This window comes from Herbaspirillum sp. C9C3 (genome assembly GCF_013359625.1).
Taxonomy (GTDB): Bacteria; Pseudomonadota; Gammaproteobacteria; order Burkholderiales; family Burkholderiaceae_D; genus Herbaspirillum.
This window is the reverse complement of record NZ_JABFMQ010000007.1, coordinates 118,472-131,925: the sequence shown is the minus strand read 5'-3', so window position 1 is coordinate 131,925 and position 13,454 is coordinate 118,472. Positions and strand designations below refer to the sequence as shown.

General features: G+C 63.3%; 10 protein-coding genes. 5 read left to right on the top strand and 5 right to left on the bottom strand.

The genetic code is table 11. The annotated features are described in order from the left end of the window. Positions 1–37 precede the first annotated feature (37 nt). Positions 38–730 (top strand): heavy metal response regulator transcription factor, encoded by a 693-nt coding sequence (locus tag HNO82_RS09330; protein WP_008329163.1) that lies wholly within the window; start codon positions 38–40, stop codon positions 728–730. After that, complete coding sequence (locus tag HNO82_RS09325) at positions 723–2,159, top strand: heavy metal sensor histidine kinase (RefSeq protein WP_175343500.1); 1,437 nt, start codon at positions 723–725, stop codon at positions 2,157–2,159. The genes HNO82_RS09330 and HNO82_RS09325 overlap by 8 nt, the downstream gene beginning before the upstream one ends. 14 nt (positions 2,160–2,173) lie before the next feature. Here the strand turns inward: HNO82_RS09325 and HNO82_RS09320 are convergent, their stop codons facing one another. Then, positions 2,174–3,124: a 2-hydroxyacid dehydrogenase gene (locus tag HNO82_RS09320; RefSeq protein WP_175343499.1), complete on the bottom strand. Its 951-nt coding sequence runs from the start codon at positions 3,122–3,124 to the stop codon at positions 2,174–2,176. Further along, entirely contained in the window at positions 3,121–3,537 is a 417-nt protein-coding gene (locus tag HNO82_RS09315; protein WP_008329166.1) for a VOC family protein, read from the bottom strand. The genes HNO82_RS09320 and HNO82_RS09315 overlap by 4 nt, the downstream gene beginning before the upstream one ends. Before the next feature lie 229 nt (positions 3,538–3,766). Between HNO82_RS09315 and HNO82_RS09310 the strand changes: the two genes are divergently transcribed. Next, positions 3,767–4,591, top strand: a complete 825-nt coding sequence (locus tag HNO82_RS09310) for a universal stress protein (protein WP_175343498.1) — start codon at positions 3,767–3,769, stop codon at positions 4,589–4,591. Positions 4,592–4,616: 25 nt separating this feature from the next. On the opposite strand, the gene HNO82_RS09305 is transcribed toward HNO82_RS09310, so the two are convergent. Together HNO82_RS09305 and HNO82_RS09300 are read right to left on the bottom strand one after the other, a co-directional pair. Further along, a complete protein-coding gene (locus tag HNO82_RS09305; RefSeq protein WP_175343497.1) occupies positions 4,617–5,867 on the bottom strand; it encodes a PepSY-associated TM helix domain-containing protein in 1,251 nt (416 codons plus the stop codon). 66 nt (positions 5,868–5,933) lie between these two features. Continuing rightward, positions 5,934–8,069 (bottom strand): TonB-dependent siderophore receptor, encoded by a 2,136-nt coding sequence (locus HNO82_RS09300; protein ID WP_502709272.1) that lies wholly within the window; start codon positions 8,067–8,069, stop codon positions 5,934–5,936. A 282-nt stretch (positions 8,070–8,351) separates the two neighbouring features. Between HNO82_RS09300 and HNO82_RS09295 the strand changes: the two genes are divergently transcribed. Next, on the top strand, positions 8,352–8,825 hold the full coding sequence (locus HNO82_RS09295) for a PAAR domain-containing protein (RefSeq protein WP_175343495.1): 474 nt from the start codon (positions 8,352–8,354) through the stop codon (positions 8,823–8,825). Positions 8,826–8,827: 2 nt separating this feature from the next. Then, positions 8,828–9,442 (top strand): hypothetical protein, encoded by a 615-nt coding sequence (locus HNO82_RS09290; RefSeq protein WP_175343494.1) that lies wholly within the window; start codon positions 8,828–8,830, stop codon positions 9,440–9,442. 81 nt (positions 9,443–9,523) lie between these two features. On the opposite strand, the gene HNO82_RS09285 is transcribed toward HNO82_RS09290, so the two are convergent. Beyond that, positions 9,524–13,324: a hybrid sensor histidine kinase/response regulator gene (locus HNO82_RS09285; protein WP_175343493.1), complete on the bottom strand. Its 3,801-nt coding sequence runs from the start codon at positions 13,322–13,324 to the stop codon at positions 9,524–9,526. Positions 13,325–13,454: the final 130 nt, after the last annotated feature.

Genomic DNA, 13,454 nt, shown 5'->3' with positions numbered 1-13,454 from the left:
GCCGGGGAATGTTCCTGGCGCCGCCAGTGGAGAGCGCATGAAGATCCTGATAGTCGAAGATGAGCAAAAGATGTCCGAGTACCTCTGCAAGGGCCTCACCGAGCAGGGTTGCGCGGTCGATGTGGCCGGCAACGGGGTCGACGGACAACACCTGGCGATCCAGCATGACTATGACGTCATCGTGCTGGACGTCATGCTGCCGGGCCTGGATGGCTTTGCCGTGCTGCGTTCGCTGCGCACGGTCAAGCAGACGCCGGTCATCATGCTGACCGCACGGGACAGCGTGGAAGACCGTATCAAGGGCTTGCACGAGGGGGCCGACGACTACCTCATCAAGCCCTTCTCCTTCCTCGAACTGCTGGCCCGTCTGCAGGCACTGACCCGCCGGGGACGTGTCCAGGAAGCACCGCAGCTGCGCATCGGCGACCTGCAGATCGACCTGATCTCGCGCAAGGCTTTCCGCGGCGGGCTGCGCATCGACCTCACCGCCAAGGAGTTCGCCCTGCTGGCCGTGATGGCACGGCGCCAGGGGGAAATCCTCTCCAAGACGGCCATTGCCGAACTGGTCTGGGACATGAATTTCGACAGCAACACCAACGTGGTCGAAGTCGCCATCAAGCGCCTGCGCGCCAAGATCGACGCGCCCTTCGAACAGAAGCTGCTGCATACCGTGCGCGGCATGGGTTACGTGCTGGAGCCGCGCGCCACCTGTGACAGCGACGATGAGTGAGACGCCGATCCCGCAGGGGGCCCGCCGGAACAAACGCCGCCTGCCGCTGCAGCGCTCCATCACGGCGCGCCTGGTGCTCATGTCGGCGGTATCGGCACTGCTCATCTTCGCCGTGGCTGCCGTGGTGCTCTACACCGTCCTCAAGGGCGAGCTGCTGCGCCATGAACGCGATTCCCTGTTCACTACCCTCAATGACATCAGCTACCAGATCGAACGCGCCGGCACTACCGAACGCTGGAGCCGCGTACAACTGAAACTGTCCACCCTGTCGCAGGCGGACCAGCACGTATTCTTCTGGATCGCCAGCGAGGATGCGCGATTCACCTATGGCGATCTCACGCGGCTGTCCCCGGCGGCCATCAATCATGTGGATGGCAAGGAGGTCGGACGGCTGCACCTGCCGGGGCGGGCCTATCCGCTGCACATCATGACGCGCACCCTGCCGGCCTTGGAGGACCGCCCGGAAGTCCGGGTCACGGTCGGGGTCGACGGTGCACCCTACTTCGAGATGCGGCGCACTTTTCTTCTGGCCACGAGCATTTCCTCACTGCTGGGCATCGTGCTGGCCGTCATTTCCAGCTACTGGATTGCGCGCGCCGGCCTGGCCCCTTTGCGCCGCATGTCGGCCCGCGCCCAGAGTTTCTCTCCGCGCAAGCTGTCGGCGCGCATACCGGTGGAAGCCTTGCCGGACGAGTTGTCGGTCCTGGCCGATGCCTTCAACGGCGCGCTGGAACGCATCGAACAGGCCTATACGCAGCTTGAAGCCTTCAATGCCGACGTCGCCCACGAACTGCGTACGCCCCTGGCCAATCTGATCGGCCAGACCCAGGTCGCGCTGGCGCGCGAACGCAGTGCGGGGGAATTCAAGGACGTGCTGCAATCCAATCTGGAAGAGCTGGACCGCATCCGCTCCATCGTCAACGACATGCTGTTCCTGGCGCGCTCCGACCAGGGCGAAGCCGCCACCGCACGGGTGCCGGTGCGGGTGGCCGAGGCGGTGCAGAAGACGGTGGATTTCTTCGAATTCGTGCTCGATGACACCGGCATGGCCATCACGGTGGCGGGCGACCTGGAGGCCACGGCCACCATGGAAACCGCGCTTTTCAAGCGCGCCCTGACCAACCTGATCCAGAACGCCATCCAGCATTCGCCGCAAGGTGCGCAGTTGCGCATTGACATCGCCAGCGGCGAAGACATGGTGCGTGTGGCCGTCACCAATCCCGGCGCGGCCATCGACGAGCAACACCTGCCGCGCCTGTTCGACCGCTTCTATCGTGTCGACAGCGCGCGCCAGGACATCAACGGCAGCCACGGCCACGGCCTGGGCCTGGCCATCGTCAAGGCGGTGGCGCGCATGCACGGTGGACGGACCTTCGCCAGCAGCCGTGGCGGGTACAACAGCATCGGCTTTACCATCGCGCGCCACTGAGGCACCCGATGGCCTCAATAGCCGCGCTTCAGATCCACATTGGCGAGGATCTCGCCGGTCTTGCGGTAATGGCGGATATTGGCCGCCACGATGGACGAGGCCGTCCCCGAATCGGTCGGAGCAGAACAATGCGGCAGTACCGTCACCGCAGGATGCGACCACGGCCAGGCGTCAGCCGGCAATGGTTCAGTCGCAAAGACGTCCAGCACCGCATGCCGCAACTGCCCCGCATCCAGTGCCTGATGCAGGGCGGCATCATCGATGATGGGTCCGCGCGCGAAATTGATGAGCTGTGCATCCGGTGGCAACAGCGCCAGCCGCGCGGCATCCAGCAAACCGCGTGTCTGGGTCGTCAGTGGCAACAGGCAGACCAGAATGTCGGTCTGTGCCAGCATCTGTGCCAGTCCCTCCATCCCGCTACAGGTCTGCATACCCGGTATGCTGCGCGCACTGCGACTCCAGCCCGTCACCGGAAAGCGCGCCTGGCGCAGGGCCGCTGCTGCCGCTTCACCCAGGGCACCGAGCCCGAGGATGCCCACGCGACGCTGCTCCGGCAGCACGTAGTCCAGCGGCTGCCATTGCCGCGCCTGCTGCTGGCGGGCGTAATACGGCATGTCGCGGTGCAGGTAGAGGGTCCAGGCCAGTACCGCTTCGGCCATGGTGGCAGCCAGCCGGGGATCGACCAGACGCGTGATCTGCAGACCGCTCTGATCGAGATCGGCCACCAGCCGCTCCACCCCGGCCCAGACGCTATGGACCCACTGCAATTGCGGCAGCAGTTTCAGTTGCGCCGGATCGGGATTGGCGACGATGGCCACGCGGCATTGCGCACGTCGCGTTTCATCCAGGTCGCCAAAGGCCAGGATCTCTTCTTCCGGCATGGCCGCGCGCAAGCACTGCAACCAGGCGGCTACCGAGGCGGCATCGCCCTGGCTGACGAAGGCAATGGGCGTGACCGCGCTCATTTGGCGTACACCGTGGCCAGATCGCGGAAGCCTTTGACTTCGATGGGGTTGCCCGAGGGATCCAGGAAGAACATCGTGGCCTGCTCGCCTGGCTCGCCGGCAAAGCGGATCTGCGGTGCCAGCACGAACTGGAGCGCGCCGCTGGCGGCAAGACGGTCGGCCAGTTGCTGCCATTGATCCAATGGCAGGATCACGCCCAGATGCGGCATGGGCACCAGGTGATGACCGACATGACCGGTGTTGCTCACGGCAAAGGGTTCGCCCAGGTGCAGCGAGAGCTGGTGACCGAAGAAGTCAATGTCGACCCAGGTGTCGGTGCTGCGCCCTTCGGCGCAGCCCAGCAGATCGCAATAAAAGCGGCGCGCCTGGTCGAGGTCGCGCACGTGATAGGCCAGGTGGAAGATGGATGGCATGAAAAGTCCCGGATCGACAGGCTGGTTGCGAAAGCCGACTAGCATACCGCAATGGGCGTGCTTGTATGGAAACATGCCAACGATGCTTCCATACAATCGCGCCGAAACGCCATTGACATGCGTCAAGCAGCCCCGGATTTGCGCTGGACGCCTGCCCATGTCCGGCCTACTCTGAAGACATGGCATTCCGCCGCGGATGCCTTCCCCCACGAATCTCCGAGGAGCCACCATGAGCTACAAGTCCATCCTGGTCCATGTCGACCAGTCGCGTCACGCCGCCCAGCGCATCCGCATTGCCGCCGAACTGGCCCGCGCACAGCAGGCGCACCTGATCGGCAGTGCCGTCAGCGGCATCTCCAGCTTCATCACCATGGAAGGCGCCGCCTACGTTGCGGCGCAGATGGATGGTTTCCGCGACCGTGCCCTGGCTGCGCTGGAAAACTTCGACAAGATCGCCAACAGCGTCGGCGTGCCCTCCTGCGAAAAGCGCTTCGTCGATGACGATGCCGAAGGCGGTCTGGCTCTGCAGGCGCGCTATGCCGACCTGGTGGTGGTCAGCCAGGCCGACCTCGATGATGCCGACGAAAGCTTCCTCACCGACCTGCCCGAATACGTCATGCTCAATTCACCGCGTCCGGTACTGATCATCCCCAGCGCGGGTGAATTCAGGCAGGTGGGCAAGAATGCACTCATCGCCTGGGACGGCAGCATGGAATCGACCCGCGCCATCACCGCCGCCCTGCCCTTGCTGCGGCAGGCCGACAACGTCACGGTGGTGCTCTTCAATTCCGACAAGCGCCTGGGCACACACGGTGAGCAGCCCGGCGCCGACATCGCGCTCTACCTGGCGCGCCATGGCGTGAAGGTGGAAGTGGCGCAGGAACAGACCACGCTCGATATCGGCAATGCCCTGCTCTCGCTGGCGGCCGACAAGGGTTCCGACCTGCTGGTCATGGGCGGTTACGGTCACACCCGCTTCCGCGAAGTGCTGCTGGGCGGCGTGACGCTGACCATCCTCAAAACCATGACGCTGCCGGTGCTGATGGCGCACTGACACCATCAGCATGACCTGCGCTGAGTCAGCGCGCTTGCACCACCGGCCCCTCGCGGGCCGGTGTCTTTTGGGCGGCCAGACGATCACGCTGTTGCAGGCGCGCACGGCGCTTGCGCACCCAGATGATCACGCCAGTCACTGACAGCATTGCCACCAGCACGCCCATCAAGGAAATCAGCACGCGTCCGGTCAACCCGAGAATGCGGCCCGAATGCAGCGGGAACTGGGCCTGCAGGAAGATATCGCCGGCACTGCCGCGACCGGGAATCTTGCCGCCTTCATAGGCACCGCTCATGGCATCGAAATACAGCCAGGCATTGCCCAACCCGACATCGCCATGGTCGTTGCCAGGCTGGAAGAAACCTACCCCATAGACGCCAAACATGCCCGAATAGAAGACCCCGCCGACCGGCTCGGTCAGCCCCAGCTTCTGTCCTTGCGCGCGCCCCAGGGCCACGACCTGTTCGCGTGAAATACGCGGCTCCGGCACCTTGTCGGGCGCGATCGGGGTGCGCGTATCGAAGGGGCCGGCGCTCAGCGTGGAAACGCTCTGCAGGAGGGGACGCATGACCTGGCGCTCCAGGTTCATCGACACCGAGGTCACCGCCAGTACCAGCAGCAAGCCCCAGATCCAGACACCGCCCGAGCGATGCAGATCGAAATTGAGCTTGTGCCCGCCCTCGCGCCAGCGGAAGGCCAGCGACTTGCGCCAGCTGCGCCAGTTGGGGAAAGACAGATAGAGCGCAATGAAGCAATCCAGTGTCCACACGATGCCGATGATGCCCATGAGCCAGATGCCGGTCTCGATGCCGCCCACGTCCGGCAGGTGCATCGTGTAGTGCAGCTTGTAGAGGAAGGGCAGCAGGTTTTCCCGCGCCAGCGAGATCGCGCCCCACATGCGGCGCCCCTGTATGTCGCCGGTGACCGGATCGACCGCGATCTGGTTGTAATCCAGCACCGGCAGCTTGCCGGTAGCCGGATCCAGGCGTGGCTCGACCATCATGCTGATGGTGTGACCGGGTTCGGCCTCGGTGAGCACATAGGTCACGCGCAAGGCGGGCTCGGCAGCTTCCACGCGCCGTGCCAGTTCCAGGCCAGGCAACGGCGGCCCGGCGTCGGGGCGGTCGGCGCTGCGGGCATGGAACAGTTGCGGATTGAGCCAGGCATCCAGTTCGTGATCCCAGGAGATCACCGCGCCGGTCACGCCGGCGATGAACAGGAACACGGCCACGGCCAGGCCGAACCAGCGATGGAGGAGGACGAGAATTGCACGCATGGGCTGACTTACCTGGCTAGAGGGCGGAGTGATTCAGGGGCTGCTCGGAAGGCGACCATGACCGGGTCAGAAATCGACCTTGGCCGACACGCTGAAGGTACGCGGGTCACCCGGCTTGATGTAGTTCTCGTACTGGTATTGCCAGTAGCGCTTGTCCAGCAGATTGTTGACGGACGCCCGGAAGGTCGTGTCGTGCTGCCCGATGCGCGTGGTGTAGCTGGCACCCAGATTGAACAGGGTGTAACTGGCCAGTTCAATGTCATTGGCTGCACGCACCATGGTGCTGCCGGTGAACTTGGCATCGGCCGACAGCTTCAGGCCGGCCACCTGCGGCACCAGGTAGGACACCCGGGCCGTGGCCATATTGCGCGGTGCACCGGCCACACGGTTGCCGTTGTAGGTATTGCCCTGGTCGTACTTGGCATCGAGCAGCATCAGGCTGCCTGCGACCAGCCACCGTGCCGTCGGGCGATAGGCCGCGCCCAGCTCCAGGCCCTGGTAGTTGGACTGACCATCCTGCACCAGCGCGCCATTGAGCGTGTATTCGGAAGCCCGCTCGATGCGGAACAGCGCGGCGGTGGCGCTCCAGTTCTGCTGATCGGTCTTGGCGCCGACCTCATATTGCTTGCTCTTGAGCGGCTTCAGCTGGCTGCCGTAGTTGGTGTTGGTCACGCCGGGGACACCGCCCTGCTCCAGCGATTCCACATAGCTGGTGTAGAGGGTGGTATTGCGCTCGGGCTTGAACATGAGGGCGACTGTCGGCGTCAGGGCCGACTTGTCGTAACGCGAACTGAGTGCACCGGCGGTGGTGAAGTTGTCCTGCTTGAACTGGTTGTAGCGGCCACCGGCCAGCAGTGACCAGCGTTCCGAGAAGTTCAGCGTATCGCTGGCAAAGATCGCCTGCTGGCTGATGATGGCGTTGTGATAGGTCTGCAGGCCGGTGCTGCTGTAGTAGGCATTGGTATTGGGCACATACAGATTGCCGCTGCCGATCTGCTGGTACACCGAACTGATCGAATAATCATTGACCTGCTTCTGCCATGACGCCCCCAGCACCAGCTGATGGTCGATGCCGCCGGTGCGGGCATTGCCCTCCAGCATGGCCTGCCACTGGTCGAAGGTATGGCCCTCGCGGCTGTCGGAACGCCAGTCGGCATAGTTGCCTGCCGCATCCGAGAGCATGGCGATGTCTTCATTGCGGAAGCGCTTGGCCGTGCTGTGGCTGTAACTCAGGTTGGCCTTCCAGTCGGCGTTGAGCCGATAGGTCAACCCGGTCTGGTAGAACTGGAAGTTGGTGTCCAGATGCTGGCCGGGGCCGGCCAGGGTCTTGTCGCTGCCGCTCACTACCGAGGGCAGCGCGCTGCCGCTCAGGCTGCTGGTCACGAAGGATGGCGTCTGGTCGGTGGAATTGCTGTTCTGCCAGATGGCCTGGAAATCCCAGGTCAGGTCGCGCGTCAGGCGTCCGTCCAGCGCCAGCGAGGCCGAGTTGCGGCGCAGGTGGCCATCATTGAAGGTCTGGCCCTGGTCATGCGTGACGTTGAGGCGATAACCGAACATGTTGTCGTTGCCGAAGCGCCCGCCCAGGTCGATGTGCTCGCTCAAGATGCTGTTGCTGGTGTAGCCCACCGAGACGCTGCGCACGGGGGTGTCAGTCGGTTTCTTGGTGACGTAGTTGAGTACCCCGCCCGGCGAGCCGAATCCATACATGAAGCCGGCCGAGCCCTTGAGCAGGTCGACCCGCTCGAAGTGATCGTAGGGCAAGGTGATGCCATAGCCGAGGAAAGGCTTGCCATCGATGCGGAAGGAATTCTGCCAGTCGGCAGGGAGGCCGCGAATGGTGATGTAGGAGGCCCAGGCACTGTAACCACCGCTGTTGTCGCTGACCGAAGCCTCGTTGTAGAACAGGTCGCCAAGCTTGTTGACCTGCTTGTCGGCCAGGTCGGAAGCGGTGATGCTGGTGACGGAGAAAGGTGTCTCCAGCAGCGAACGCGATCCCAATGCACCCGCGCTGGACTGGCTTTGCAGGTGCTGCGTTGGCTCGCCTGTGCCAGTGGCGGAGACGGTCACGGTCGGCAACTGCGCGCTGCCAGCGTCATTGGCATCGCTGTCGGCAGCGCCGGTCTGTACCGCCTGCGCCACCGCCAGTGCAGGCGCGCCGGCCAGCGCCATGCTGATGAAAACCGGGCGCAAGGCGCGATACATGGCGCGGGGACGAGCGCGCAGCGACGACTGGATCAAGGGTTTCCTCTTCATATTGATTAACTTTAATGCGAACGATAATAGTTCTTATTTATTTTAAGCAATATGACGGAAAAAAGAAAGTTTCCTGACAAGTCTTCACCCTTGCCCGCTTCGCTGTCTCGAAATAATGAGAAGAGTCTTTGGAATAACTTCGGACTCCGCTTGATCTCTTTCAGCTTATAAGCAACAAGCGCGCAACTCGGCTTACCTTCGTGCTGTTTCAACCATGAAGAGGAGCAGCACATGGCCAGAGCCATCATCCGCCAAGGCGATCCCACTTCTCACGGCGGCATCGTGCAGGAAGGCTTTTCCAACTTCACGCTGTTTGGCAAGCCCATGGCCGGCGTGGGGCATCGCGGTTATTGCCCGCAATGTCGCAGCGTGTTCAGCATTGTCGAGGGCGCGGAGCAGTTCCGCTATCTGGGGCGTCAGGTGGCGGTGGAAGGGATGATGACCTCATGCGGCGCCGTGCTGCAGGCGACCCAGCGGCAGGTCACGGCGGACGAGTTCACGGCGACGGCGCAGGCCGCACAGACCCGCTATGGCGATCGTTACCTCCTGCGCGACCAGCACGGCAACCCGATTGCCCATGCCGAATATGCCTTGTCGATCGCCGGCGGAGCGCCGCAGTTCGGCCTCACCGACGCGCATGGCCGCACCCACATGACTGCAACGGCGGCGCAGCGGTGGGAGGTGGATATTTATCTGGAGGGCTGAAGATGGATAACCCGCTGCGCTCGCCCAGGACCGGCAAGACCTTGCGCAAGGTCGCTACCCGGACGCTGACGCCGATGACCGATGTCGGCGAGAAGGTCGTCACCGTGAACAGGGAGTTCATCGAGGTCATCATTGGCGACACACGACTGCCCGGCAGTGGGGAGCAGTGGGGTCATGCGGCGATCATGATTGATGGAACCGTCTACTTGCGCGCGCATGACGAATACCTGGTCATGAGCAAAACCGTGTACATGAATGGTGGCAAACTCGAGAAGGCTCTCAAAATCCTGAGCATCAGAGGACAAAGCTATCGCGACAGTGTTGGCCTCGTCCTTTGGTTATCGGCAAAGGAAAAGCAGATGCTGGACGTCGAGCTCAAACGAAGAGTGGCACTGGACAGGCAACTGATCCTTCAAAGCAATGGCACCCGGAGCAGCTACAGCATTCTCGACAATTCATGTTCGACCAACGTTGCCGATGTCCTTGAGTTGATTGGCATCCTCGCGCATGATCCGCGCTGGCCACCCACCCCGGTGACTCCCGCGGAACTGCTCGCGGCGCTGGAGAAGTCGCGCCGTCTGGTCAGGAAAAATTTCTATCCAAGGAAACCATCATGACACCGGAAACGGAATGGCTCAGCAGTCCGGTCTGCGGCCGCAGGGGAAGCCGGGACGGTGTCTGCGACCGCCCCGCCCTCCTCAGGCCATGGCAATCCTGCTGAGGATCTCCTGCAACTGATCGATATCGTAAGGTTTGGGCAGGGAGTGCGAGGCAAAGCCGACGTTGCGCGCCACCATGGTGCCGTAGCCGGAAGCGAAGATCACCGACATTTCCGGAAACCGCTCCAGGGCATGCCTGGCCAGGTCCACCCCGGACATGCCCGGCAGATTGACGTCAGTGAAGAGCACATCGAAACTCTGCTCGTCCAGGGCCTGCTGCGCATCTTCCGCACTGATCACGCCGCGTGCCTGGTGGCCCAGCGTCTCCAGCAATTCACACACCAGTTGCTGGGAATCGATGTTGTCTTCCACCACCAGCAGACGCAATCCGTTGGAAGAGGCCGCCGTCGGCTCAGGTGTCGCAGGTGTCGCCGTCGCGGCAGCGGCGCTCCCGGCGTCGGCCTGTTCGAAATGCGCGTCCTGTCCCTCGGGCTGGCGCTGGGGATCCCCCACCGGAAGCACATGCAGGCTGGCGCTGGCATTGGCCTGGTCGCGCTCGCGCGTGAGCTGGGCCAGCTCGATGCGATGGGCCCGGCTGGAGAGCATCTGCCGGATGCGCTGGGCCAGCTGGTTGATGCGATACGGCTTGGAAAGCAGCTCCACCCCCGCATCCAGGCGTCCTTCATGCACAATGGCATCGCGCGGATAGCCGGACGTAAACAGAATCTCGATCTCCGGCAACAGCTGCCGCGCCTGACGTGCCAGTTCGGTCACGGGGACACTGCCCGGCATGACCACATCGGTAAACATCAGGTCCACCGCAATGCCGCTCTGCAGGATGGCCAGGGCACGCTCGCCATTGTCGGCCTTGAGCACCCGGTAGCCCAGCGAGGACAGGGTATCGATCACCGTCAGCTGCAGATTGGGATCATCCTCAACGACCAGGATGGTCTCGTCACCACCGCGCACCTCCATGTCGCGGTTGTCGTCGATCAGCACTTCCTGATCGATGCAGCGCGGGAAGTAGATGCGGATCGTGGTGCCCTTGCCCGCTTCACTGTGCAGGCTGATGTGGCCCCTGCTCTGCTTGACGAAGCCATAGGCCATCGACAGGCCCAGCCCGGTGCCCTCGCCTTCGCGCTTGGTCGTGAAGAAAGGTTCGAAGGCGCGCTCACGTACCTCGGGCGACATGCCGGCGCCATTGTCGGAAATCTGCAGCTCCACGTAATCGCCCGGCTGCAGGTCCGCCTGCGAGAGGAAGGCCGGATCACTCAGCTGCACGTTGTCGATCTGCAGGGTGAGCCGTCCGCCATTGGGCATCGCATCGCGCGAATTGATGGCGGTGTTGATGATGAGGTTCTCGACCTGGTTGGGGTCGAGCATGGTGTTCCACAGGTCATGCGTAATGACGGTGGAAATCTCGATGTTTTCACCCACGGCACGGCGCAGCAGATCATCCATGTTCTGCACCACCCGCTCCAGGTTGATGCTGCGTGGCTGCAGCGGCTGGCGGCGGGCGAACGCCAGCAGTTGCGAGGACAGCTTGGCACCGCGATCAACCGCGCCGATGGCCGTGCGCACACGCTGACGGCTGCGGTCGTCCAGGCGCGGATCGGTCTGCAGCAATTGCAGGTTGCCGCCGATGATCTGCAATACGTTGTTGAAGTCATGCGCCACACCGCCGGTGAGCTGACCGACCGCTTCCATCTTCTGCATCTGGCGCAACGCCGCTTCGGCGCGACTGCGCTCAACGATTTCCTCGACCACACGCTGCTCCAGCGTATCGTTGAGTTCGCGCAACGCGTCTTCCGCACGGCGGCGTTCAGTGATGTCGGTCGACACCGCGATCATGGCCTGCGGCCTGCCCTCGCCATCGACGATGCGACTGATGTCGCTGGAGACCCAGAACGAACTGCCATCCGGACGCAGGTAGCGCTTTTCCAGGGTGAAGGAACTACCGTCGGTAATGCAGCGATTGAACAGAGTCATGTTCATCGGCACATCGTCAGGATGGGTGACGTCGGCCAGGGTCATCTGCAGCATCTCGGCCTCGGTGCGTCCGAGCATACGGCACAGTGCCTGGTTCACGCGCAGATAGCGGCCTTCCAGGTCCAGCTCCGAGAAGCACACCGAGGCCTGGTTGAAGATGGCAGTGAGACGGTTCTCGCTCCATGACAGGGCCTGCAGTCCGCGTCGTCGTTCGGTCAGGTCGACGAAGGTGCAGAGCGCTCCCTGCAGCTGGCCATCCTGCCATACCGGATGGGCCTGGTACTGCACCGGGAAACTGCTGCCATCGACACGCAGGAAATCCTCGCTCTCCACATGGGCCGCGAGCCCTTCTCGCGCGGCCTTGAGCACGGCGCATTGGCCGCGCGTGCCAGTGCCGTCGTCAGCCGCAGTCAGGATCACCTCATGGATGGAACGCCCCAGCACATCCTTCTCGCCGGCATAGCCCAGCAATTGCAGGAAGGCGGCATTGCAGAGCGTGACGATGCCATCGCGGTCGATGGAGAAGAAGCCCTGGTCGGTCGAGTCCAGCAATTGCCGCACGAAGGCGTTGTTGGCGCGCACGCTGGCTTCGGAAGCGGCCAGTGCCTGCTCCACGAGCTTGCGCGAAGTGACGTCGAAGACCACCCCGACATAGCGTGAACCGGTACGTGGATCATCCTCCACCACCTCGCCCTTGCGCGCCAGCCAGCGCTGCTCGCCGTCGGGGCGGGTGATGTGGTACTCGGTGTATTCGAGCGGATTGCGCGGTCCGCCCTCCTTGATGCGAGAAGTACCGAGATTGGGGTGGAACTCCTCGTCGATCATGTCCACCAGTTGCTGCGAAGTCACTTCGCCCTCGGCAGGCAGGCCCCACAGTCGGCGGAAACGGTCCGAGACCGCCAGCTTGCCGGAAACCGGGAACCACTCGAAGATGCCGATCCCGCCAGCACGATCGACGATGCGCAGGCGCTCTTCGGCCACGAAGCGTTCGGTGACATCGTTGCCCTCGATGAATATGCCGGCTACCCGGCCATCGGCACCCTTGATGGGCTGAAACACGAAGTCCAGCACCGCACCCGCAAAGCCGCTCTGGTGCTCGCGTCGCAAGAACAGACGTGCGCCGCGTTCGGTATAGGTCTGGCCGGTCTGGTAGACACGGTCCAGCAGTTCGTAAAGATTTTCGTCCAGCAATTCCGGCAGCGCTTGCCGCGCCGGCAGGCCCAGCACCGGGCGATCGCCGAACAACTTGAAGTAGGCACCATTGACACGTTCGAACACGTGCTGCGGACCACGCACGATCGCCTTGAAACTGGGCGATTGCTCCATCAGGTCGCGCAACATGTCGGTGTGCGCCAGTGCGGTATCCAGGCCCGCGGCGCGCACAAGCGTACAGAACACGCCGGCCACCTGCGCCGGCTCACCCTCCGCAGCGTCTTCCCACACCGGCAGGCAGGACAGATCCCATTGGCCGGCCCCACCGTCTGTCGGGCTGGCATCGGCAAACAGCGACACGCGCGGCAGCTGCTGTTGCTGGCCATTGAAGGCCGCGCCAATCGCCGCCTCGCACAGACGTGCCGCGCCACGCCAGAGCGGCGACTGACTCAGGCGCGTACCGAAAGCCGCCGGATGGGCCGCTCCGATGCAGGCGGCGAACGCGTCGTTGTAGAGCATCTGGCGTGCCGCACCCCACACCAGCAGACTGGGCAGCGGCGAGTGCAGTGCGATGTTGAGCGAGGTACGCAAGGTCGGGGACCATTGCGCCGGCGCTCCCAGGGGACTTGCCGTCCAATCGGTTGCCGTGACGATCTGCGCGGCCAGGCCTGTGCCGCGCAACCAAGAAATGTCTGCCATGTCGTGAAACTTACCTTTAAGCCTAGCTTTGAGCACCGAGGTCGGTCGAGCGGGAAAGACGGACTTGCGCCGTCATCCTCCCGCGGGTCCCTTCATTGTTGTTCGCATCCGCTTGGAGCAGGCGCTTGCC

Excerpts from the sequence above, each read along its gene's own strand:
- HNO82_RS09330 (WP_008329163.1), top strand. The coding sequence starts at position 38 with ATGAAGATCCTGATAGTCGAAGATGAGCAAAAGATGTCCGAGTACCTC.
- HNO82_RS09325 (WP_175343500.1), top strand. The coding sequence starts at position 723 with ATGAGTGAGACGCCGATCCCGCAGGGGGCCCGCCGGAACAAACGCCGC.
- HNO82_RS09320 (WP_175343499.1), bottom strand. The coding sequence starts at position 3,124 with ATGAGCGCGGTCACGCCCATTGCCTTCGTCAGCCAGGGCGATGCCGCC.
- HNO82_RS09315 (WP_008329166.1), bottom strand. The coding sequence starts at position 3,537 with ATGCCATCCATCTTCCACCTGGCCTATCACGTGCGCGACCTCGACCAG.
- HNO82_RS09310 (WP_175343498.1), top strand. The coding sequence starts at position 3,767 with ATGAGCTACAAGTCCATCCTGGTCCATGTCGACCAGTCGCGTCACGCC.
- HNO82_RS09305 (WP_175343497.1), bottom strand. The coding sequence starts at position 5,867 with ATGCGTGCAATTCTCGTCCTCCTCCATCGCTGGTTCGGCCTGGCCGTG.
- HNO82_RS09300 (WP_502709272.1), bottom strand. The coding sequence starts at position 8,069 with ATGTATCGCGCCTTGCGCCCGGTTTTCATCAGCATGGCGCTGGCCGGC.
- HNO82_RS09295 (WP_175343495.1), top strand. The coding sequence starts at position 8,352 with ATGGCCAGAGCCATCATCCGCCAAGGCGATCCCACTTCTCACGGCGGC.
- HNO82_RS09290 (WP_175343494.1), top strand. The coding sequence starts at position 8,828 with ATGGATAACCCGCTGCGCTCGCCCAGGACCGGCAAGACCTTGCGCAAG.
- HNO82_RS09285 (WP_175343493.1), bottom strand. The coding sequence starts at position 13,324 with ATGGCAGACATTTCTTGGTTGCGCGGCACAGGCCTGGCCGCGCAGATC.